Annotated in this window: 22 protein-coding genes; 10 read left to right on the top strand and 12 right to left on the bottom strand. The window is 44.4% G+C overall.

What is annotated here, in order from left to right:
• Position 1: 1 nt before the first annotated feature.
• Genes ACYQ4S_RS02450 through ACYQ4S_RS02440 form a run of 3 tightly spaced genes read right to left on the bottom strand, consistent with a single transcriptional unit; the run spans position 2 to position 2,661 of the window.
• Complete coding sequence (locus tag ACYQ4S_RS02450; protein ID WP_459769149.1) at positions 2 to 967, bottom strand: metal ABC transporter permease; 966 nt, start codon at positions 965 to 967, stop codon at positions 2 to 4.
• Entirely contained in the window at positions 921 to 1,676 is a 756-nt protein-coding gene (locus tag ACYQ4S_RS02445; protein WP_459769147.1) for a metal ABC transporter ATP-binding protein, read from the bottom strand. Before ACYQ4S_RS02445 ends, ACYQ4S_RS02450 begins: the two co-directional genes overlap by 47 nt.
• A 46-nt stretch (positions 1,677 to 1,722) precedes the next feature.
• Positions 1,723 to 2,661, bottom strand: a complete 939-nt coding sequence (locus ACYQ4S_RS02440; RefSeq protein ID WP_459769145.1) for a metal ABC transporter solute-binding protein, Zn/Mn family — start codon at positions 2,659 to 2,661, stop codon at positions 1,723 to 1,725.
• 171 nt (positions 2,662 to 2,832) lie between these two features.
• On the opposite strand from ACYQ4S_RS02440, the gene ACYQ4S_RS02435 reads away from it, so the two are divergent.
• The 3 genes from ACYQ4S_RS02435 to pulA all read left to right on the top strand — a co-directional run bounded on the left by ACYQ4S_RS02435 (position 2,833) and on the right by pulA (position 6,258).
• A complete protein-coding gene (locus ACYQ4S_RS02435; protein WP_346023811.1) occupies positions 2,833 to 3,486 on the top strand; it encodes a metal-dependent transcriptional regulator in 654 nt (217 codons plus the stop codon).
• Between the two features lie 85 nt (positions 3,487 to 3,571).
• Positions 3,572 to 4,165 carry a TVP38/TMEM64 family protein gene (locus ACYQ4S_RS02430; protein ID WP_459769143.1) on the top strand — a complete coding sequence of 198 codons (594 nt, stop codon included), beginning with the start codon at positions 3,572 to 3,574 and terminating at the stop codon, positions 4,163 to 4,165.
• 107 nt (positions 4,166 to 4,272) lie between these two features.
• Positions 4,273 to 6,258: a type I pullulanase gene (gene pulA / locus ACYQ4S_RS02425; protein WP_459769141.1), complete on the top strand. Its 1,986-nt coding sequence runs from the start codon at positions 4,273 to 4,275 to the stop codon at positions 6,256 to 6,258.
• A gap of 88 nt (positions 6,259 to 6,346) precedes the next feature.
• Here the strand turns inward: pulA and ACYQ4S_RS02420 are convergent, their stop codons facing one another.
• A complete protein-coding gene (locus ACYQ4S_RS02420; RefSeq protein WP_459769139.1) occupies positions 6,347 to 6,868 on the bottom strand; it encodes a cupin domain-containing protein in 522 nt (173 codons plus the stop codon).
• 172 nt (positions 6,869 to 7,040) lie between these two features.
• Here ACYQ4S_RS02420 and ACYQ4S_RS02415 point away from each other — a divergent pair, with 172 nt between their 5' ends.
• The gene (locus ACYQ4S_RS02415) at positions 7,041 to 7,544 is read left to right on the top strand and encodes a hypothetical protein (protein WP_459769138.1); all 504 of its coding nucleotides are present in this window, start codon (positions 7,041 to 7,043) and stop codon (positions 7,542 to 7,544) included.
• Between the two features lie 138 nt (positions 7,545 to 7,682).
• Here the strand turns inward: ACYQ4S_RS02415 and ACYQ4S_RS02410 are convergent, their stop codons facing one another.
• The 4 genes from ACYQ4S_RS02410 to ACYQ4S_RS02395 form a co-directional block, all read right to left on the bottom strand.
• The gene (locus tag ACYQ4S_RS02410; protein WP_459769136.1) at positions 7,683 to 8,450 is read right to left on the bottom strand and encodes an ABC transporter permease subunit; all 768 of its coding nucleotides are present in this window, start codon (positions 8,448 to 8,450) and stop codon (positions 7,683 to 7,685) included.
• Positions 8,447 to 9,364 carry an ABC transporter ATP-binding protein gene (locus ACYQ4S_RS02405; protein WP_459769134.1) on the bottom strand — a complete coding sequence of 306 codons (918 nt, stop codon included), beginning with the start codon at positions 9,362 to 9,364 and terminating at the stop codon, positions 8,447 to 8,449. Before ACYQ4S_RS02405 ends, ACYQ4S_RS02410 begins: the two co-directional genes overlap by 4 nt.
• Complete coding sequence (locus ACYQ4S_RS02400; protein WP_346023804.1) at positions 9,364 to 9,564, bottom strand: PLD nuclease N-terminal domain-containing protein; 201 nt, start codon at positions 9,562 to 9,564, stop codon at positions 9,364 to 9,366. Before ACYQ4S_RS02400 ends, ACYQ4S_RS02405 begins: the two co-directional genes overlap by 1 nt.
• 373 nt (positions 9,565 to 9,937) lie before the next feature.
• Entirely contained in the window at positions 9,938 to 10,768 is an 831-nt protein-coding gene (locus ACYQ4S_RS02395; RefSeq protein WP_459769132.1) for an SMP-30/gluconolactonase/LRE family protein, read from the bottom strand.
• 138 nt (positions 10,769 to 10,906) lie between these two features.
• On the opposite strand from ACYQ4S_RS02395, the gene ACYQ4S_RS02390 reads away from it, so the two are divergent.
• Entirely contained in the window at positions 10,907 to 11,341 is a 435-nt protein-coding gene (locus ACYQ4S_RS02390) for a GNAT family N-acetyltransferase (RefSeq protein WP_459769130.1), read from the top strand.
• Positions 11,342 to 11,430: 89 nt separating this feature from the next.
• Here ACYQ4S_RS02390 and ACYQ4S_RS02385 read toward each other — a convergent pair whose 3' ends face one another.
• Positions 11,431 to 12,366: an aldo/keto reductase gene (locus tag ACYQ4S_RS02385; protein ID WP_459769128.1), complete on the bottom strand. Its 936-nt coding sequence runs from the start codon at positions 12,364 to 12,366 to the stop codon at positions 11,431 to 11,433.
• A gap of 314 nt (positions 12,367 to 12,680) precedes the next feature.
• Here ACYQ4S_RS02385 and ACYQ4S_RS02380 point away from each other — a divergent pair, with 314 nt between their 5' ends.
• The gene (locus ACYQ4S_RS02380; protein WP_459769126.1) at positions 12,681 to 13,580 is read left to right on the top strand and encodes a glycine betaine ABC transporter substrate-binding protein; all 900 of its coding nucleotides are present in this window, start codon (positions 12,681 to 12,683) and stop codon (positions 13,578 to 13,580) included.
• A 383-nt stretch (positions 13,581 to 13,963) separates the two neighbouring features.
• The gene (locus tag ACYQ4S_RS02375) at positions 13,964 to 14,323 is read left to right on the top strand and encodes a hypothetical protein (protein WP_459769124.1); all 360 of its coding nucleotides are present in this window, start codon (positions 13,964 to 13,966) and stop codon (positions 14,321 to 14,323) included.
• A 160-nt stretch (positions 14,324 to 14,483) separates the two neighbouring features.
• Here ACYQ4S_RS02375 and ACYQ4S_RS02370 read toward each other — a convergent pair whose 3' ends face one another.
• A complete protein-coding gene (locus tag ACYQ4S_RS02370) occupies positions 14,484 to 15,467 on the bottom strand; it encodes an NAD(P)H-quinone oxidoreductase (RefSeq protein WP_459769123.1) in 984 nt (327 codons plus the stop codon).
• A 398-nt stretch (positions 15,468 to 15,865) separates the two neighbouring features.
• On the opposite strand from ACYQ4S_RS02370, the gene ACYQ4S_RS02365 reads away from it, so the two are divergent.
• Entirely contained in the window at positions 15,866 to 16,786 is a 921-nt protein-coding gene (locus ACYQ4S_RS02365; RefSeq protein ID WP_459769121.1) for a VOC family protein, read from the top strand.
• 34 nt (positions 16,787 to 16,820) lie between these two features.
• The gene (locus ACYQ4S_RS02360) at positions 16,821 to 17,438 is read left to right on the top strand and encodes an alpha/beta hydrolase (protein WP_459769119.1); all 618 of its coding nucleotides are present in this window, start codon (positions 16,821 to 16,823) and stop codon (positions 17,436 to 17,438) included.
• Between the two features lie 521 nt (positions 17,439 to 17,959).
• Here the strand turns inward: ACYQ4S_RS02360 and ACYQ4S_RS02355 are convergent.
• A complete protein-coding gene (locus tag ACYQ4S_RS02355) occupies positions 17,960 to 18,091 on the bottom strand; it encodes a hypothetical protein (protein ID WP_459769117.1) in 132 nt (43 codons plus the stop codon).
• Between the two features lie 166 nt (positions 18,092 to 18,257).
• On the opposite strand from ACYQ4S_RS02355, the gene ACYQ4S_RS02350 reads away from it, so the two are divergent.
• Complete coding sequence (locus ACYQ4S_RS02350; RefSeq protein ID WP_346024895.1) at positions 18,258 to 19,181, top strand: ATP-grasp domain-containing protein; 924 nt, start codon at positions 18,258 to 18,260, stop codon at positions 19,179 to 19,181.
• 68 nt (positions 19,182 to 19,249) lie between these two features.
• Here the strand turns inward: ACYQ4S_RS02350 and ACYQ4S_RS02345 are convergent, their stop codons facing one another.
• The gene (locus ACYQ4S_RS02345) at positions 19,250 to 20,203 is read right to left on the bottom strand and encodes a 2-hydroxyacid dehydrogenase (RefSeq protein WP_346024894.1); all 954 of its coding nucleotides are present in this window, start codon (positions 20,201 to 20,203) and stop codon (positions 19,250 to 19,252) included.
• Between the last annotated feature and the right edge of the window lie 222 nt (positions 20,204 to 20,425).

Genomic DNA, 20,425 nt, shown 5'->3' with positions numbered 1-20,425 from the left:
CTCACTCCTTTAGACTTCTGATCTGTTTCATAAATACTTTCTGCCTCTTTCTGCAGGCCATGTGTCTAGCCAGTATTCCCCTTCCGGGAGATATAAAGAGGCTGAGGAACACGAACATACTGACAACGACTACGATCGATGGCCCTGTTGGTATTCGAGCCCCCATAGAGCTGATAAATGTTCCCGTCACACCGGAAACAAATCCAATACCCGCTGCCAGCAGCATGACCAGACTCAACCGGTTCGTCCACTGACGGGCGGCTACTGATGGACCGATCAGCAATGCGCTGATCAGGATGACCCCTACTGACTCCAGTCCTAAAATAATGGTCACAACAATCATTGTCGACAACAGGGATTCAACGATCTTACTTGAGAAGCCTAATGTCCGTCCAAACATCGGATCAAATGTAAATACTTTAAATTCCTTCCAGAACAATGCTACCAGAACGAGCAGGACCAGTCCGGTCAGACCGATCAACTGGACATCGCTTCGAAGCATAGCGCTCGCCTGCCCGAAAATAAAGTTGCTTAGTCCAGCCTGTTGAGCATTCGGATTATTCTGTATTGAAGTCAGGATGACGAGACCCAGACCAAAGAAGCTGGACAGGATCAGTGACAAGGCACTGTCGAGTTTGACCACGGTTTTCTTGCTCATAGTCTGAATAATCACCGTGGCGATCAATCCTGAGATGATTGCCCCAAGCATCAGTAAAGACAGTTCTTTTCTTTGTATAAGAATAAAGCCGATCCCAATTCCAGGTAAGGCAGCGTGACTCAATGCATCCCCAAGCAGACTTTCTTTTCTTAATGTAGCATAGGTTCCGATCACTCCGCTTAACAGCCCTAAGAATCCGGTGCCTAAAGCAACGACTTGAAACGTGTAGTCATTCAGCAGCAATCTGATCTGTTCCAGCATATCAGCCTTCACCTTCTCCCAAGTTTCGATCCTGATGATAAGTTTCATCAATATTTCCTTGAGTAAACGCCTCTTGAACCGGCCCTTGAGCAATGACTTCGCGATTAATGAACACCACGTCGTCAAAATAGTCTTCAACCGTCTGCAAGTCGTGATGAACGACAATAACGGTCTTGCCCTGCTCAACCAGTTTTTTCAGAAGTTTCATGATGATGCGTTCAGTTTTCATGTCAACACCCGAGAGCGGTTCATCCATTATATATATATCCGCTTCCTGAGCCAGCGCACGTGCCAGGAACACACGCTGCCTCTGACCGCCAGACAGCTGACTGATCTGACGGGAGGCAAAAGTCGGCAGCCCGACTTTTAAAAGCATCTGTTTTGATAAATCTTTATCTCTCTTTCCTGGTCGTTTCAGCCAGCCTAAGTGGCCATATCTGCCCATCAGAACGACATCCAGAACGGTAGCCGGGAAGTCCCAGTCGACTGAAGTATTCTGAGGGACATAGGCTACTTTATTTTTTATTTTCTTGTAAGGAACATTCTGTTCATTCTGTATGGAAAAGGCTACTGTCCCAGTGATAGGTTGAAGAAAATTCAATACTGATTTGATCAGAGTCGACTTTCCTGCTCCATTTGGTCCAATGATCGCCGTGAGACGGCCTTCTTTAAATCCTGTAGTAACATTCCACAAGACCGGCTTCGCATCATAAGCGACCGTCAAATGTTCGATTGAAATTGCCTGTTTGTTTTCCATACCTGTTCCTTCTTTCTATTAAAAAACCTGTCGTACTCAGCTGAACTTAATCAGCCAGACCATCAACGATCGTATCGATGTTGGCACGGTACATTTTCAGATAGGTTTCAGCATCGTCTTCTTCACTGCCTAATGCATCGGAATACAGTTCTCCGGCATTGACTACTTCGTGACCTCTGCTTCCGGCTGCTTCGATCAGCGCTTCGATATTTCTTGGTGAAACAGAACTTTCAACGAATACCGCATTGATCTCGTTATCTACCAGGAAGTCCGCGAGCTGACTGATGTCTCCAGTTCCCGCTTCTGTCTGTGTATTCAATCCCTGCAGACCGACCACTTCAAAATTAAATTCTTCCCCAAAATACTGAAACGCATCATGTGCCGTCACCAGATAACGGGACTGTTCCGGTACTTCTTCGATTCTTTCTTCAATATACGTTCTTAATTCTCCCAGTTCAACTAAATACGCCTCCGCATTCTCCTGGTAATAGTCTTCATTGTCCGGATCTTTTTCACTCAGCTGGTCTGCCACATAAGTTGTGATTGTTTCCCAATGAGAAACGCTGAACCAGATGTGCGGATCATACTCCAGATCCTCTTCATCTTCTTCCGGATCGAGAAGCTCTCCTTCATTCAAGGCATCTGCCATGACGATGGTAAAGACTCCTCTTTCATCCAACTGTTCAAAGACTTCCACAAAACGTGCTTCAAGCATTAATCCATTATACGCGACAATGTCTGCTTCTTGCATGGCATTTACATCAGATGTGGACGGCTGGTACTCATGCGGATCGACTCCGGGACCCATCAGACCTTCTACTGACACTTTTTCTCCACCGATTGTCTCCATTAGATCGGCGATCATTGATGTAGTTGCCACAACGTTCAATGGATTATCTTCTGAAACCTCATCTGTCTGTTCATTTCCGCATGCCGCCAGTGACACGACACCTGCCATTAATGCTAATCCTTTTACCCATTTCATTATATCTATCTCCTTCTATACAAATAGTGTTATTTTACTTTAACTATTTTTTAGTCTACCCTAAAAAATAATTTCAGTCAACTGTGAAACAAAAGTTAAATACACCTTTGATTAGAAACTGATAAATGTGGTACACTTTTATAGAAATGAAAAAGATAGAGGGGTATAACGATGACACCCAATAAAGAGGATTTTATTAAAGCAATTTTTGAACTTGGTGGAAAAGAAAAGGTCGTGACCAATAAAGACCTGGTCCGGATGCTTTCGATTTCTGCAGCATCTGTGACAGATATGAATACACGTCTGCTCAAGGAAGAGCTCATCACACACCTGCCTTACCAGGGCGTCATGCTTACTGAAAAAGGCCTGCTTATTGCTAATCAGCTTATTAGGAAACACCGGATCTGGGAAGTTTTTCTTGCAGAAAAATTGGGGTACGACTGGAATGAAGTCCATGCGGATGCCGACCTTCTGGAACATGTGTCTTCTGATCTTCTGATCGAACGCCTTAATATATTTCTGGAGGAACCGACATTTGATCCTCACGGCGGAGTGATCCCGAATCAGGACGGGACAGTCCCCGAAATCCATTCAACGCCTCTTATTGAGTGCAAAGTCGGTGACCGGTTCAAAATACAGGAAGTCGATGATCAGGAGGACTTTCTGGAATACCTGCTGTATAAAAAGGTTCACTTAGGCAAAGAATACACCTTAGCTGAAATCGAACCGTATGACGGCCCGCTGACCCTTGAAACATCAGCTGGTGAAAAAACGGTTATCGGACATAAGGCGGCTTTTAAAATATTTGTAGACATACTAAAGTGACCCACTGATAAAAGCGTTCTTATGAGCGTTTTTTTTAGTTCCCTGATAAAATATAAGCAGTACACTCTGGAAAGAAGGAAGTTGTGTGGAAAAACTGCATCGTAAACTGGAATGGATCGATCTGTTGAGCCTCATCGGATTGTGCCTTTCTGTCATACTTATTTATTTTGCATGGCAGGATGGCGTGTTCAACTCAAGGGAAGATTTTGTAGCCTACGTTCATGGTTTTGGACGATTGTCAGTAGCTATATTTATCATTCTTCAGATTCTGCAGATTTTCCTGCCGCTTCTTCCCTCAGCTATTACCGTAGCGGCAGGAGTCATTTTATACGGACCATTCATAGGTGTTCTTTATAATTATATCGGCATAAGTATTGGTTCAATTCTGGCGTTTCTCATTGTAAGACGGTACGGTCACTCGGCTCTGGAAAAACTGGTTAATCAACGGAGAATTCAAAAATACGAAGATAAACTCACAAATGGTAAGACATTCGAGCGCTTTTTTACTACTGTGATCTTTCTTCCGTTTGCTCCTGACAATGTAGTCTGTTACCTTGCCGGTCTATCCAATATGTCCATTCTGAAAGTCTCAGTCATTATTCTTTTAGGAAAACCATTATCGATTGCCTTATACAGTCTTGGATGGACGACCCTTCTGGAACTAATTGGCATCATATAGTTTGAAAGAATGGTAGAGCGTGCTGGAAAGCCTTTTTATCATTCTTTTAGATTAACCACTGTCCACATGGTATACTTTATAATAAGTAGAAAGAAAGGATTGTTACTATGAACAGCAGTCAACCGTTAGAAAAACGCATTCCCTATCTCGAAGATAACCGCTACAGTCAGGATGATCTGGGCCTGACCTATACAGCCGCTTCCTCTACGTTCAAGGTCTGGTCCCCTCTTGCTGAACAGGCCTGGGTCAATCTGTACGACTCAGCTGACGCAAACACATCGTCTCGTCAGATCGAGATGTCTTTGGAAGACACAGTCTGGGAACTTACGGTCAATGAGGACCTGAAGGGATTATTTTATACGTATTCATTTATTCACGATGGCGTTGAAACCGAGGCAGCAGATATCTACAGCAGAGCAGTCGGCTTGAACGGAAACAAGTCGGCAGTCATTGATTTAGCAGAAACGGATCCAGAGGGATGGTCAGAAGATCATTTCGAGCGAGTGTCACGAATCACTGATGCCATGATATGGGAAGTTCATGTCGAAGACTTTTCAAGCGATGAATCGGCAACATTTAAAAAAGAACATAGAGGGAAATATCAGGCCTTTACCGATGATCAGGTCCATGTATTTGCTCATCCTAATCAGCCGGCAGGCCTGGCCTATCTGAGCGAGCTGGGAATCAATTATGTGCACCTCCTCCCTGCTTTCGATTATGAAAACGACGAAACTTCTCCTGCATACAACTGGGGATATGACCCGAAGAACTATATGGTCCCTGAAGGCAAATACTCATCTGATCCAGCCGATCCACTCAGTCGAATCAGAGAATTCAAGGAAATGGTCGCCAGTCTTCATAAGAAACGGATCGGTGTGGTCCTGGATGTGGTGTACAACCATACCTTTACATTTGACGATTCCTGGTTCCAGCTGACTGTACCTGACTACTATTATCGTCAGGAATCGGACGGGTCCTTATCTAACGGATCAGGATGCGGGAACGAAACGGCGAGTGAACGGAAAATGATGCGTAAGTACATCATTGATTCCATTGTATACTGGGTGGAAGAATATCATATCGATGGGATCCGCTTTGATCTTATGGGCCTTCATGATGTCGAAACCATAAATAAGCTGAGACGGACTTTGAATGAAAGAGGCCATAGTGACGTAATTCTATACGGAGAACCTTGGAATGCTGGAAGTGTGGCTATTTATGAGCCCAATAAACCGGCAGATAAATTCCATATAGGAGATTTTGAAGACGGTATAGCCATATTTAATGATGAGTTCCGCGATGCGATCAAAGGTCTTGTATTTGAAGCCGATAAAGGCGGGTTTCTGCAGGGAGCCAACGGACACGAAGACAGCGCCTATGCGACGAATGATCTGATTGCCAGTATTCTGGCTAATACTCAGTCCGATGTGGGACGTTTCCGTCTGCCGGATGAAAAGCAGTGGGCACGTAATCCAAGCCAGGTCGTGACCTATGCATCTGCTCACGATAATCTGACTCTCTATGACAAACTGGTGGCATCTACTCTTAAGAAACCTGCTTACGAGCGAAATCTGGATCTTATTCAGATGAACAAACTGAACGCTGCGCTACTGTATACCTCGCTTGGAGGTGTCTTCATGCAGGCGGGTGAAGAATGGGGTCGGACGAAATACGGCGATGACAACAGTTTCCGTTCATCCATTGACATCAATCTTCTTGACTGGACGCGCACCTATGAGCATATTGACCTTGTCAACTATTATAAAGGAATGATTGCTATCAGAAAGGCGTATGCTCCACTCCGGGACGACACGAATCAGACTGGCGACGCCGTTTTCTTCTCACAGCTGAGAGAAAACCTTCTAGCCTATACGATCCCGAACACTACCGGTGAAGGTGATTGGTCGATGATGGCTGTTGTGGTCAATTCAAGTCAGCAACCCGATCGGGTCGCTCTGAAAAGCAGTTATCCGCTACCTAAAGAATGGACGATCATTGCTAATCGTCATACTGCCGGACTAAGTCCTCTGGGAACAATCACTGGAAATAAACTGATCATCAACCCAAGAGAAGTCCTGATTTTGGTTAGCTGATCACCTTATACCATTGATAAAAAAAAGCCGATCTCTATGATAAGATGAGCTCTCTCAACTTATAAGACATCGGCTTTTTCAGTTTTTTCTACTCATCCGTAGATAGGGCCCAGTACTTCTGAACCGCTCCACTTTCACCACTTACGGGGTCTGTCTCCGGAACGGGTATATCGTAACACCTCTGTTTTACACGCTCGTAATCGACAGCATCTCCGCGCTGAAGGTCCGGACTTTCACCATTCGGATAAGCGCCGACCACTTTAAAATCATTAGTAGATGTCAGCAGTTTGTGTGCAACACCAGCTGGGAGGAGCATGACATCTCCGGCCTCTACAGTGAATTCATTCGAATGTGGCCCGCCAAGCTGAACAGTCGCTCTTCCGGACGCGCATCCAAGAACCTCATGTGTGTTTGAATGAAAATGATGAAAATCATAGATTCCATTCTCCCATCCGTTCGTATAGCCATTGTTAGAAAAAAAAGATTTGACTGCCTCAGCAGGATTGGAATAATCCTGAATGACTTCCTCCACAGCTTTCGGATAAATGATCACCGGTAAAGGGTGATTAGGAAAAGGAGACTGTTCTTTAAACCGATGAGTCTCGACCATGCATAAAACCTCCTTAAATGAGTTATATCTTCTACACTTCAGTGTGGCAAACGTGTCTTCAAACTGCAACTCATACGTTTTGAGTCTTTAAGTGATATGTATAAAATTGACTATTATTGGCACTTTCAGTATTCTTAGATAAAGAAAAGGTAATTTTAGAAAGGGGATCATCATGGGACTATTTGATTTTTTTAAAGGTAAAAACAAACCGGCTTCCAGCAGTGAACCGGTCAGTAATGAAGAAACGGATCAGATAACTGTCAAATATGAAGCCAAAGTAACCGCGCATGAACTAAAAGCGGACGAGGCAACTATAAACGCTGTGGTTGCTAAAATGGTAGAAGAAGATCCGTTCAAGAACTACTATAGCGGCAAGACCCTTGAAGACATGACTGCTTTGAGTAAACGCGTCTACAAGTACGAAAGCATCACTACCGTAAATGTTGATTTTGACGTCAAAGAAAAAGACCGTATTCTGGTCGTGGTGGAAGGCACCCCAATCGGTTTCGTTCCTGAAGAAAAGGCAAAAGCCATTCAGGACTATCAGACCAAGCACCTGCTGACTGCTTTTGTCTACGTGACGGGTGGCCCTTATCTCGAGTACGATCGGGAAGCGGAACAAGCTGTTGAAGGCGAATCACCTTTGGGCTTGGATATCTTTGCTCAATTTACATGATGTGTCGTGCGAGCCTGCTTATTCTCTGATCAGTTTCTGTGCGCTTAATAAAACACCTCCCGATTCTCACAGCACCTATAAAATGGTCTGATTAGGATCGGGAAGTGTTTATTTTTTAACTATTATCTGTTTAATCTGTTACTGTAAAGCTTTTCGTCTGAAGACAAGGCCGCCTGTTATGGTGAAAAGAAAGGTAATCAGAAGTGTGACGACCACGCCACGAGTGAATGCCGGATCAGTTGACTGAAGTGTCAGGACTTCAATATTTCTAGTAGCAAGCTGAAGCGGGCTCCATCTTTCAATCACCGGAAAGATGCTCCCAATAAATAACACGGCAACTCCTCCGCCAACAGTCAGTAGGGGCGCATAGCTGTTCCTGAACAGGACCCCTGAAAGCATCAGGAGACTGATAATCAGAAGACCGAACAAATAGAGACTCCCCACCGAAGTGAACAGGCCATCACTTGTCCCTTCCGGAAAGTAATAGACAGTATAAGCCCATGTAATCAGAAAGCTGACAAGATAAAACATTGTCCAGCTGAGCAGCAGAACAGTCAGCTTGGCGCCGTAAATCGTCAAGCGCGGTAACCCTTTAGTGACCATATGAATAAACGTTCCTTTTTCATATTCTTTTGCCATTACTGGGCTGAACACCAAGACGAAAGCGACTAGTGCGATCTGATTGATATTGGAGAAGAATTGCAGCCATGAATCGATGTGAGTCGGTTCAGCAAGAATGATCGTTATATTTTCATCCATCAGATTTTCCATCAGTTCCGGTAGAAATCGGGCGCTCAGAGGACTGAGCACACCAACGATGGCGAAAACTATCCCCAGGATGAAGAATTTGTAATTGCGGCTGTTTTCTCTGATTTCCTTTTGAATAAATGCGCCATAACCTCTCATCGGATCGCCTCCATAAATACTTCTTCCATCGTCGGCTGCTTGCGTTCAACTCTTACTGGTATGACAGATAGAGTATGAAGACAATTGAGAATGATACTCATGGCGTCTGCTGCTGATTCTGACGTTCCTTCGACTTTGACTCCCGTCTGTTTGACCGGCAGCAGTTCCGGATGAGTTTCGAGTGCCTCTGCTACTCTTCCGGCTTCTTCTTCCGTTTCCAGAACTACCGTCCATTGATTGATTTTTACTTCTGCCTTCAATTGGTCCACTGAGCCTTGCTTGACGATTTTCCCGTTGTTTAATATCGCTACTTTGTCACAGACTGCTTCAACATCCGTAAGAATATGAGTGGAGAAGATAACCGTCGTCTTTTCCTTTACTTTCTTCAAGACTGCGAGCAGCTGCTGTCTGCCGATCGGATCCAGCGCAGACGTCGGTTCATCACAGATCAGCAGGATTGGGTCATTGATAAGTGCCTGTGCTATGCCGAGCCTTTGTTTCATCCCTCTGGAATAGTTTCTAATCCGCTTTTTGTTGTTTTCCAGTCCGACCATTTCAAGGAGTTCACTTATCTTCTTCTTGCTCTCTTTCCTGTCGATACCACTGACATCGGCGCACAATGCCATATATTCCCCGGCAGTCAGGAACGGATAAAACTCGGGTACATCCGGCAGATAACCTACATATTTGTTAGTTTTTGTATCCCCATATGTCACCGGTTCACCATTGATTCTGACCGTTCCTTCGTCTGGTTTAAGCAGACCCAGAGCAATCGTCATCGTTGTCGTTTTCCCTGCACCATTTTTCCCGATAAAGCCGTAAACTGACCCGCTGTCTACTGAAAAAGTGACACCATCAAGCACGTTCTGTGTCCCATATGACTTTTTGAGCTGTTCAATTTCAAGTACGGCCATCAGTCTTCTTTCCTTCCAAAAATCAGATAAATAATCGGGCCGATAATATTAACGAAAACGATCACCAGTGCCCAGATGATCTTGTTTGATTGAGACAGCCGGTCATTTTTGACCAGATGAACAATTGCGGTAACCAGTAAAATAAGCTGCAATATGATTAAAGGCAGCAGAATGGCAAAATAGTCAGTCATTAGTTGCATGAGCTTTCCTCCTTCAAATGCTTTAGTCAGCTTAAGTTTACCCTTTTTTTCACAAAAAATACAGGGACTTCAGATGTATATTGACTTTATTTTTCTTATTCATCACACATAATTTATTAAACCACTTAGAGATTATAAAGAAAAAAAACCGGCTCAGTTCGGCCGGATTTCATAAGTCATTTTCTATAAGATCATATCGACGATAGCCTGGGTTAATTCAATACTTGGAAACTAATAAGTGCTCAGAAATCGAGATACCTTCTCCACCTTGTATTCAAATAGGGAGAAAAGTCCGTTCTGTCTTCAATTATTTGAGCTTTTCCTATGGTGGTCAGAGGCTCGTCAATATGGCTTTCACTCTTAATTCCCCCGTTTACCTGATACGAACCTTAAACAGTCCGCCTGACAAGGGTTCACCCTCTTCTTTTGCGGTCGTCAGATAAAGGTGATCCTGTTCATTTCCGCCTAGACAACACGATGTGACGTTGGACACTGGCATCTGCACTTCCATCAGTTTCTCTCCTGTAGTAGCGTGCCATTTGCATGCCTTTCCTCCACCGTATTCTGCAACCCATAAATGTCCGTCCAGATCTACACACATCCCGTCCGGTGTGCCCCCGTCTGTAACTTCAAACAGGACTTTCTCGCCAGAAAGCTCGCCAGTTTCCAGGTCATACGCAAAAGCTCGGACGATTTTCTCTCCCGATTCAACATGATAGAAGGTTGTCCCATCTTCGGACCAGCCCAGTCCATTGGCAATCGTCAGGCCATCGAGTACTTCTTTGTACTCCTCACCTTCTACAATATATAGACCAGCAGCTCCTTCGATCACTTCTTCATCACCCATTGTCCCAATGAAAAAGCGCCCGTTTGGATCCAGTTTCCCGTCATTGTAACGCAGTCGATCATCCTTATTGGGCTGACAGATAAATGTCCGTTCTCCTGATTCCGGATCAATACGGTAAATGCCGCTTTTTTCAGCAGACAAAAGCATGCCATCCTTATCAAGAACCGCTGCTCCGACCGGTCCATCCGTTAAGTAAGTATTCAGTTCGGTTGTCTCCGGGTCGAAACGATAGATGATTCCATCTGATATGGAAATAAAATACAGCTGCTGGTTCGATTCATCCCATACGGGTCCTTCAAGCAGTGCACTTCCGGCATAGAAAATTAGTTCCGGTTCATATTTTAATTGTTCAGTCATTCGTGACATCCTTCCGGCTGATAGATTCTTGTAATATTGTCAATTCTAATCAATTTGTTTCTTCAATATTCTATTTCATTGTACTCCTTTACAGGTATACTAAGGTTAAATCATGATAATATGAAATGGTGTGCTTTTATGACTAAAAATAAATCTGTTATTACATACAAGACAAACAGTCCAATATCTGTTTCTGTTCTGACGGATCTGTATGCCAGTGTCGAGTGGACGGGCTATACTGATCATCCGGACAAAATGGCCCGACTGCTTGACGGCAGTGCCTATCACGAGTCTGCCTGGCACGGCGATCGACTTGTGGGACTCATCCGAGTGGTGAGCGACCATGCATCGATTGTCTATATTCAGGATATCCTCGTCAGACCGGACTATCAGAGATCAGGAATCGGTCGTAAACTGATGCAGTCGACACTTGAAGAATTCGACTATATCAGACAGACGGTTCTGATGACCGACGACAGTGAAGAAACAAAGGCTTTTTACCGATCCTTAGGTTTTGTCTCTTCAAATGAACTCGGGGGCCTAGCTTTTGTAAAAATAAACGCGGACGCCTAGGTAAGCTGGACTTTCGGGTCAGATTCCTGTTTCAGGGAATACGGGCCCGTATCTTTTCTGGCGAGTCTTAAATCAATTACTCAGCTGCTTTACCATGGAAAATCCTTGCCTTCAATTTCTTCTACCCAGAATTGTCTCAGAGCTTGCTTCATCTCTTCAGGCATGGGCACATCAGCTGCTGACAGATTTCCTCTAACCTGCTCACTCGTCCGCATGCCCGGGATCACCGTCGCTGTTTCACGGTAGGAAAGAATATACTGCAGAGCTGTCTCGATCATCGAGGCGTCCGGTCCAATAATTCCCCTGACTTTATCAACTAGCGCTCCTCTAAATTCGATATCCGATTTGCTCCAGCGACTCCTCACTCCTGTAAATGTACTGTCCGCATCATACTTCCCGGTCAGCCATCCCGAATCGAGCGGCACTTTGACTATCAGTCCTACCCCTTTATCATAGGCAGCGGTCATCTGTTCCAGAGGCTCCTGGTAAAGAATGTTGAACATCACTTCGATAACGGTACTGTCAGATGTCGTGATGACTTCCTTCAGTTCTTCTCCTGTATCGACAGATGCACCATACGCTCTGATTTTCCCTTCTTTCTTAAGCTGCTTCAGCACATCAAACTGAGCTGATGACCCGTTCAGATGGTTGAAGGGAGGATTGTGCAGCAGCAGACTGTCCAGATAATCAGTGTTCAGACGCTTCAATGTGTCTTCTACTGATCTGATTAAGTCTCCCGGTTCAAAACTCGTCACCTTATCAGCCTGATGCCCGCACTTGCTGCTGATGACCACTTCATCCCTTTTCCCTGAAAGAGCCTGACCTAAAATGCTTTCGCTTTTGCCGCCCCCATATGTTGGTGCCGTATCAAAAAAATTGCACCCCTGGTCCAATGCTTCATGAACCAGACGAACCGCCTCTCTGTAACTCATTTCGGACCAGTCTTTTCCATTTCCTAGCTGCCAGGCACCAAAGCCTATTTCAGATACTTCCATTCCTGTACTGCCCAATTGCCGTTTTTTCAATCGCTGTTCCTCCTTTTAGTATTTATCATTCCCATGATACCGCTCTCTCATCTATAGTGCCAGTTTAGACCTTCAATCAGGACTAAAAAGTTTTAAGCACTGAAAACTGAAGAAACTATATAATGAGAAAATTCTAATAATTTTCTAAAATTATTTACGCTATACAGGTTATACGATTAAATTTCTTCTATCAGATTCTTCTTGTTCTGTCAATTTTTGCGTCATACAACTATTTATGCTACGGTAATATGCGGAGTGAAAATTCTATGAAATTTTCATGAAACACTAAAACTACCAACGGAGGATACAAAAATATGATGAAAGCAACACCCTTAAAATTAGTTTCTCTTGCTTCTGCTGGATTACTGCTGGCTGCTTGTGGAGACGATGCAGCACAGAACGGAGAAGACGCAAGCATAGGCGAGCAGCTTGACTACACCATTACCGGTATAGAGCCTGGTGCTGGGATTACAGAAACAACTGAGCAGGCTCTGAATGCCTACGATAACCTGGACGACTGGGAGCTGGAAACAAGTTCAACTGCAGGAATGATGGGTCAGATTGACTCAGCTATCGCAAACGAAGAACCGCTAGTCGTTACTGGCTGGACTCCACATTACAAATTTGAAATGTACGATCTGAAATTCCTCGAAGACCCTGAAGGTATTTATGGCGACAGTGAATTTGTTCACACCATGTCCCGAATTGGTTTTGAAGAAGATATGCCTGAAGCGTACGCTATCCTGGAAAACTTCTCTTGGGAAGTCGATGATATGCAGCAGATCATGCTTAATGCCCAGGATATGGAGTTTGACGAAGCAGCATCAGACTGGATCGAAGAGAATCGTGACCTTACTGATAGCTGGGTCGAAGGTATAGAAGAAGTGGACGGGCAGTCGATTGAACTTGGGTCATTCCCATGGGATTCGGAACGTGCATCTTCACAAGTCATTTCACAGATCCTTGAAGAACACGGATTTGATGTTACTGTATCAAATGTCGATCCATCCATTCTCTTCCAGGCACTTGCTCAAGGTGAAGTAGATGCAACTGTTGCGCCATGGCTGCCGACAACACAGGGCACGTATCTTGAAGCATACGGTGACGACATCGTCGATATGGGGGTCAACATGGAAGGCACGATAATCGGGCTAGTTGTTCCTGAATATATGGATATTGATTCGATTGAAGATCTGACCGGAGACACTGAGTAAGATTATCAGTGTCCTGAAACAGCAAACCTATAGGAAAAGAGCTTGTAGTCTTTACTCTAAGCTCTTTTCCTATAGCACCGTTCAGTAATTGAATTAATCTGGACGGTTCAGCTGCTTTCTGAACCAACTAAATTCGGCAATTTGACAATTAAAACTAAACACAGCTGAGTGAACAGGTTCAGGATACAGAAAGAAGACTGAATGTTCTCAAGCGTGAGCTGTCACTGTCTGATGATTCATTCACGGAGAAACTGACTCAGGAGCGCCAGAAACGGCTGGAACTGAAGGATCAGATCAAGGAAATAAACGAAGCATATAAAGCCGGCCAAACCGTTCTGGACAGGCTCGATGCCACGCTCGACAAGCTTGATTCAGCCGATTCCATGGCCACCTGGGATCTGTTTTCAGACGGATTGTTCACTGACCTGATTAAATACAACAAAATCGATCAGGCAGAAAAAGAACTGACCCACCTTGAGACGGCCATTGACCGATACAAGAAGGAACTGAAGGATGTTCAGATGGAAACAGATCTGACTTACGAGGAACTCGGTGAAATGCACCGCTTCTTTGATATTTTCTTCGATAATATCTTTTCTGACTGGAGTACGAAAGAAACCATCGGTCGAAACATCGATATGCTCAACGAGCTCTACTACGAAGTCAAAGATATCCAGAAGACCCTTCAGAACAACCACCGTTCAGTCACAGCTGAAATCGAAGAGTCTGAATACTACTATTAAGAAAAGCTTTGTTAAACATTCTGCGAATCGCGAAAGCCAGCACCTTTTCTACATTAAATCCCGTCTGCTTCACAGAAAAACTTCTGGGAGACAGACGGGATCGTTTTGTATGATGCTTACTGGTGAATACTTTTGTCCTCAGTAATTCGTTAATGAAAAATTAGGCATCAAGAGAAAGAATGATCTTTCCTAAGTTTTCATTGTCTTCCATCTGACGGTGCGCCTCTGGCAGGTCACTGAAAGGTACAACCGAATGAATGACCGGTGCGAGCCTTCCCTCTTCAAATAGAGGCAGACAGGCTTCAGAAAATTCTCTGGTCAGTTCAGCTTTGTACTCATCGCTTCTAGGGGTGAGCAGTGTACCTTTTAAAGCGATCCTCTTTTTCATCAGCTTCCCTAGAGAGACAGATTCAACTGTTGAGCCGCCTAATGTCCCGATCAGGATCCACCGTGCATCAACCGCACAACTGGCTAAATTCTTTTCCCAGTATGATGCCCCAACAAAGTCCAGGATGACATCCACGCCATGCTCACTTGTCTGCTGCAGAACGACTTCATCGAAAGCTTCTTTCTTGTAATTGATTCCAATGTTCGCACCAAGTTCTCTGGCCAGTTCAAGTTTTTCAGGCTGACCGGCTGTTGCTACAACTGCTGCTTCACTGAGGTAACGAGCGAGCTGAATCGCTGCAGTGCCTACTCCGCTTCCAGCTGCGTGAATAAGTACTTTTTCATGCTGTTTCAGTTCTCCGAGCCAGTAAAGAGTCTGATAGGCCGTCAGGAACACCTCGGGTATTGCGGCGGCTTCGTCAAAGGTCAGAGATTCAGGGATCACCATAGCCCGATCGGCCGGCATGGTCACGTACTCGGCGTATCCCCCATGATTAACCAGCCCCATCACCCGTGTGCCTTCTGTTAAGTGGGTTTGCTCCGAGTAGTTTTCGACTACTATTCCGCTGACTTCCACACCCAGAATGGGATAAGGCTTTTCAAGAGCTGTATTCTGCCTCGTCAGCGTATCCGTACGGTTGATACCGGCTGCCTTTACCTCTATAAGAATTTCCCCTTCGGCCGGTACAGGCTTTTCTCTTTCCGCTTGAGTCAGCTGATCTCTTCCTCCAGGTTTGTTGATTGTCCATGCTTTCATCTATCTTTTTCCCCTTTCTCCGCATCTGTTAACTATTTGTCTTTGTCAATGAATGCCTGGATTTGATGAATTGATTTCAAATGCTCCATCACCTTCATTCAGTATAAGGCCTTTTCTCAGTTACCTGTGAATAATTACTGCCCCACTAGATTCTATATTTATTAGCTTATTGACAGTCTCTCCTTTAGCTTATCATGTTTACACTGTTTTCGTGAACCCGTACCGCTCTCAGTGAATACCTATATTATAATTGCCGTCCCAGTTTTTTTGTTTGACTGTGATGCGAGTACATGTCTAACACATGCCAGCTTTAAAGCCTTACTATTGACAAAATGTAAGAAGGTGGTATACTTACTTTATATTATCTCGAATTCGTAATAAAAAAAGGAGCACTATTCATGAAAAAAACAGCTGGTATACATCATATTACAGCCATCGTCGGGCATCCAAAGGAAAATGCTGACTTCTATTCTTCCATACTAGGGCTGCGACTGGTCAAAAAAACAGTGAATTTCGACGATCCACAGACTTATCATCTATACTTCGGAAACGGGACAGCTGAACCCGGTACGATCATCACCTTCTTCCCTTGGACGAGTGGCGCTCAGGGACAGATCGGCGGCGGACAAGTCGGTGTCACTTCCTATGCCGTTCCTCCAGAAAGTCTTTCTTTCTGGGAAAATCGTCTGACAGAAAAAGGGATTGTAGTGCACAAAACCATCCGCTTCAATGAAACTGTCCTTCAGTTTGAAGATGTCCATGGTCTGCAGCTTGAACTGGTCGAACGCGAAGCCGGTTCCCAAAACACCTGGTCCAGCGATGGCCTTTCTCCAGAAGTGGCAATTAAAGGATTTGCTGGCGCTGTACTATTCTCCACCAACCCCGAAGCGACTATTGAAACGCTGACCGGAACAATGGGGCTCAATCAATTATCTGAAGAAGATAACTTAGTACGTCTGACAACTGAAGGGCCATCAGGTCATACCATCGATGTCCCACTAGAAGCTTATTCATTAGGAGACATGGGCATCGGAACTGTTCACCATATTGCCTGGCGTGCATCCGACGAAACCGATCATCTAGAGTGGCAGAAACATGTGAGAGAAAAAGGTTATCAGGTCACAGAAGTCAAGGATAGAAACTACTTCAAAGCTCTTTATTTCAGAGAATATGGTAAATTGCTGTTTGAGATCGCATCAGATACTCCCGGCTTTACTGCAGATGAACCACTGGACAGTCTCGGTGAGTCATTGAAGCTGCCTGAACAATATGAAAAGCATAGAGATGAGCTTAATCGTGTGCTTCCTCTGTTAAACTAATTTTAAGCTTAATCAATTTAAAGGAGAGAGAGTAATGGAACACATTTTCAATAAAGGAACCGACACAACTGACCTGACTTTACTGCTGCTGCACGGCACTGGAGGATCAGAACGCGATCTGCTTCCACTTGCAGACGTGATTGATCCTGATGCAAATGTGTTGAGTGTACTTGGAAACATCAATGAAAACGGCATGGCCCGTTACTTTAAACGACTTGGTCCTGGCGTATTCGATGAGGACGACCTTAAGTTTCAGACGAAAGAACTGAACAGCTTTCTAGACAAAGCTGCTGAAGAATACGGTTTTGACCGTAGGAAAGTAGTCGCTGTAGGTTATTCCAATGGCGCAAATATTGCCGGAAGCCTGCTTTTCCATTACAGTGATGCACTTGCCGGGGCAATCCTTCATCATCCGATGGTTCCTTTAAGAGGACTTGATCTTCCGGACCTGACTGGCCTGCCTGTCTTCATCGGGGCCGGTACAAATGATCCGATCTGCCCGCCGGAAGAATCAACCGAACTAGAAAATCTGTTATCTGAAGCAGGAGCTGAAGTGACCCTTCACTGGGAAAACTACGGTCACCAGCTGACCTCAACAGAAGTTCAAGCAGCATCAGAATGGTTTGCTGCACAAAAAAATCGCCTGAAATAACAGGCGATTTTTTCTTTGTCTATTGACATGACCTGGATCAGTTCGCCATCTGCGATAAATTCCGCTCCATTCGATGAGAAAGTGACTTCTGGTCACTTTCACCCTATTAGTCATGCTATGTACTTAGCTATTATATCAGTTCTACTTGCAGTTTGCTTCTCAAGCTCAGTCAATACTACAATTAAATAAGCCTTTAATTACAGTTAAAGAGTAAATATGAGACTTAATCTATCCCTCTGCGTTTTCTAGTCGTAGCTTATTTTTTTATATGACTCTTTGATGTCGCTAGACGGCCTTTAGCTGTAGTATATTTCCAATCGTGCCAGTGAAATGCCATTAGACGGCTTCTAGTTATAGTTTATTTTCTTATGCACTTTTTTAATGTCACTAGATGGCTTCTAGCTGTAGTATATTTCACTACTTGGCTGTTAGCTGCCATTAGACAGTCGCTAGTTATAGTTTATATCCTTATGACCCTATAAAATGTCGCTAGATCCCTCTAGGATGTATCGATTTGGCCCTTAATGGGGCATTTCGGATTCTTCTTCTGAGGCGGCTTTGTTATTTACTTCTTCAATTAGTTCTCGCGCTACACTGTCAAACAATCCTCGGTCATCTTCCAATTGTTCCGGGAATGTACTTATATCATCCATATACTCGATTTCATCCGTTTTAATAAACCTAGGTAATTGACAGTTGAATACTCACACTCCTAAGTTATGCACCACTTCAATTCCTTCTATACGATTATACACTTGCAAAAAGTAAGTGTTTTCCGGATAATAGACAATGAGTTTACTGACAAAGGAGTACGTTTAAATGAAAAAAGTAATTATTCTGCATGAAAATATGGACTGGACTAAACACTTGATCAGACGTCTGGAAGAACTGAATGTGCCTTATGACGAATGGGACTTGTCAGACGGCATGATCGATATACAGGATTTGCCCGAAGACGCGGTCTACTACAACCGGATGAGTGCCTCTTCTCATACGAGAGGTCACCGCTACGCACCGGAACTGACTGATCAGATTCTGACCTGGCTGGAACAGAAAGAGGCAAGAGTCATTAACGGGACTGGCGCGCTCTCTCTTGAGGTCAGCAAGCTCAAACAGTATCTTGCACTTCAGGCCAGTGGGATTAGAACACCTTATACGATCGGTGCTGTCGGTAAAGACAACATCATCAAGGCAGCTGAAAAGCTGAATGAGTTTCCATTTATCATTAAGCACAACCGGGCTGGTAAAGGGCTTGGTGTCCAGCTTATCTATACAATGGATGAACTGAAGGAGTACATCAATGGGCCCGATTTTGAAGATTCGATTGACGGACTGAGTCTGATCCAGCAGTATATCCGTTCAGAAGACGGCCACATCATTCGCTCGGAATTTGTCGGACGTGAATACGTCTATGCCGTGAAAGTTGATTCGAGCAACGGCTTTGAGTTGTGTCCGGCCGATGCCTGCCAGATTGGACCTGACGGACAGCTGATTCAGGAAGATAGCAAGTTCAAGATCATCGACCGTCTGCCGGAAGACCAGATCGAACGCTACACGCATTTTCTGAATGCTCAGAATATCGATGTCGCTGCACTGGAATTCATTATCGATGAGAAAGGCGACGTCTACACATACGACGTCAATACGAACACTAACTACAATGAAGATGCCGAAAAAGAAGCCGGTCAATTTGCTATGCTTGAACTGGCTAAGTATCTGAAAAACGAACTGGATGCAATTTAAGACTGGCATTCAAATAAATCGGACAAAATGAAACGGGCCGTCTCGATAAGAGGCAGCCCGTTTTTATTTTACCTGATAATATTCTTAGGATTTCCTTCGATGAAAGCCAAGGTGTTGTCAAAAGCTATATGCGCCCGCTTAACCATTGCCTCATCTGTCAGATAGGCCACATGAGGAGTCAGCACCGCATTTTTTGCCTTAAGCAGAGGATAGTCTTGTGGAAGTGGCGGTTCCATATCGAAGACATCGATACCCGCTCCGCTGATCTCATCCTTGTTCAAAAGATCAGCCAGTGCCTGATTGTCGACGATCGGTCCTCTCGCACAATTAATCAGAATAGCTGATGATTTCATTAAAGCCAGTTTTTCTGAAGAGACGAGTCCTTTCGTTTCGTCGGTCACCGGCAGATGAAGGGAAAGGATGTCACTTTCCTTAAAGACCTCGTCAAGCGATTTGTAGACAAGTCCCAGATCCTTAGCTTCCTCTTTTTCTGTGCGACTGTATCCGATCAGGTCTGCTCCGAAGGCTTTGAATAGCTGAGCCGTTTTCAGCCCTATGTTGCCTGTCCCTATAATGCCGACTGTCTTCCCGTGGATTTCTCTCCCTTGAATCATGCCGGGGAAATCTACTGATCTGACATCCTCGTTCCCCTTTGAGATTGCCCGGTAGACAGCCAGAGTCAATCCGATGACCAGTTCTGCAACAGACTGATCCGAGTAGCCTGCTGCATTAGCAATACTGATGCCTTTTCGATCAGCCGCTTTTTTACCTACATGGTCCACACCTGTGAATGCGACGTTGATCAGCTGAGTCTTGTCCAAAGCATCGACCACTTCTTCCGGGAAGGGATTGTTTCCGATCATGACGATGTCCGCATCTCTGCTTCGTTCGATCAGTTCATCTGTATCTGTAGTCTTCTCGTTATAGTAGATAAACTCATGACCCTTGTCTTTAATGGGCTGGGCCAGCCGTTCGATCAGTGTTTCAGGGACACGCAGCGATTCAATCAGTGCAATTTTCATTTATACATCCACTCCAATTCCTGTTTATCTCTTCTACTATATCATCCGACAAGATAAAAAGGGAGCCAGCGTGATTGTTTTAAATTAATTTCCACCTATGTGTAAAATAGTTGTCGGAAAGTAAAATAGTAGGGCAAGAAATTAAAGTAGACAAAAAGAAAGAAGACCCTTAATCTAGAGATAACCACAAATCCAGAAAAGAGGTCTTCTTATGAATCAAAT

This window comes from Alkalibacterium sp. s-m-28 (assembly GCF_054658175.1).
This window is presented reverse-complemented; position numbering and strand designations above follow the sequence as displayed.

Excerpts from the sequence above, each read along its gene's own strand:
- ACYQ4S_RS02350 (WP_346024895.1), top strand. The coding sequence starts at position 18,258 with ATGAAAAAAGTAATTATTCTGCATGAAAATATGGACTGGACTAAACAC.
- ACYQ4S_RS02355 (WP_459769117.1), bottom strand. The coding sequence starts at position 18,091 with ATGGATGATATAAGTACATTCCCGGAACAATTGGAAGATGACCGAGGA.
- ACYQ4S_RS02415 (WP_459769138.1), top strand. The coding sequence starts at position 7,041 with ATGGGACTATTTGATTTTTTTAAAGGTAAAAACAAACCGGCTTCCAGC.
- ACYQ4S_RS02400 (WP_346023804.1), bottom strand. The coding sequence starts at position 9,564 with ATGCAACTAATGACTGACTATTTTGCCATTCTGCTGCCTTTAATCATA.
- ACYQ4S_RS02380 (WP_459769126.1), top strand. The coding sequence starts at position 12,681 with ATGATGAAAGCAACACCCTTAAAATTAGTTTCTCTTGCTTCTGCTGGA.
- ACYQ4S_RS02370 (WP_459769123.1), bottom strand. The coding sequence starts at position 15,467 with ATGAAAGCATGGACAATCAACAAACCTGGAGGAAGAGATCAGCTGACT.
- ACYQ4S_RS02445 (WP_459769147.1), bottom strand. The coding sequence starts at position 1,676 with ATGGAAAACAAACAGGCAATTTCAATCGAACATTTGACGGTCGCTTAT.
- ACYQ4S_RS02410 (WP_459769136.1), bottom strand. The coding sequence starts at position 8,450 with ATGAGAGGTTATGGCGCATTTATTCAAAAGGAAATCAGAGAAAACAGC.
- ACYQ4S_RS02395 (WP_459769132.1), bottom strand. The coding sequence starts at position 10,768 with ATGACTGAACAATTAAAATATGAACCGGAACTAATTTTCTATGCCGGA.
- ACYQ4S_RS02405 (WP_459769134.1), bottom strand. The coding sequence starts at position 9,364 with ATGGCCGTACTTGAAATTGAACAGCTCAAAAAGTCATATGGGACACAG.
- pulA (WP_459769141.1), top strand. The coding sequence starts at position 4,273 with ATGAACAGCAGTCAACCGTTAGAAAAACGCATTCCCTATCTCGAAGAT.
- ACYQ4S_RS02435 (WP_346023811.1), top strand. The coding sequence starts at position 2,833 with ATGACACCCAATAAAGAGGATTTTATTAAAGCAATTTTTGAACTTGGT.
- ACYQ4S_RS02375 (WP_459769124.1), top strand. The coding sequence starts at position 13,964 with ATGGCCACCTGGGATCTGTTTTCAGACGGATTGTTCACTGACCTGATT.
- ACYQ4S_RS02365 (WP_459769121.1), top strand. The coding sequence starts at position 15,866 with ATGAAAAAAACAGCTGGTATACATCATATTACAGCCATCGTCGGGCAT.
- ACYQ4S_RS02450 (WP_459769149.1), bottom strand. The coding sequence starts at position 967 with ATGAAACTTATCATCAGGATCGAAACTTGGGAGAAGGTGAAGGCTGAT.
- ACYQ4S_RS02390 (WP_459769130.1), top strand. The coding sequence starts at position 10,907 with ATGACTAAAAATAAATCTGTTATTACATACAAGACAAACAGTCCAATA.
- ACYQ4S_RS02360 (WP_459769119.1), top strand. The coding sequence starts at position 16,821 with ATGGAACACATTTTCAATAAAGGAACCGACACAACTGACCTGACTTTA.
- ACYQ4S_RS02345 (WP_346024894.1), bottom strand. The coding sequence starts at position 20,203 with ATGAAAATTGCACTGATTGAATCGCTGCGTGTCCCTGAAACACTGATC.
- ACYQ4S_RS02440 (WP_459769145.1), bottom strand. The coding sequence starts at position 2,661 with ATGAAATGGGTAAAAGGATTAGCATTAATGGCAGGTGTCGTGTCACTG.
- ACYQ4S_RS02420 (WP_459769139.1), bottom strand. The coding sequence starts at position 6,868 with ATGGTCGAGACTCATCGGTTTAAAGAACAGTCTCCTTTTCCTAATCAC.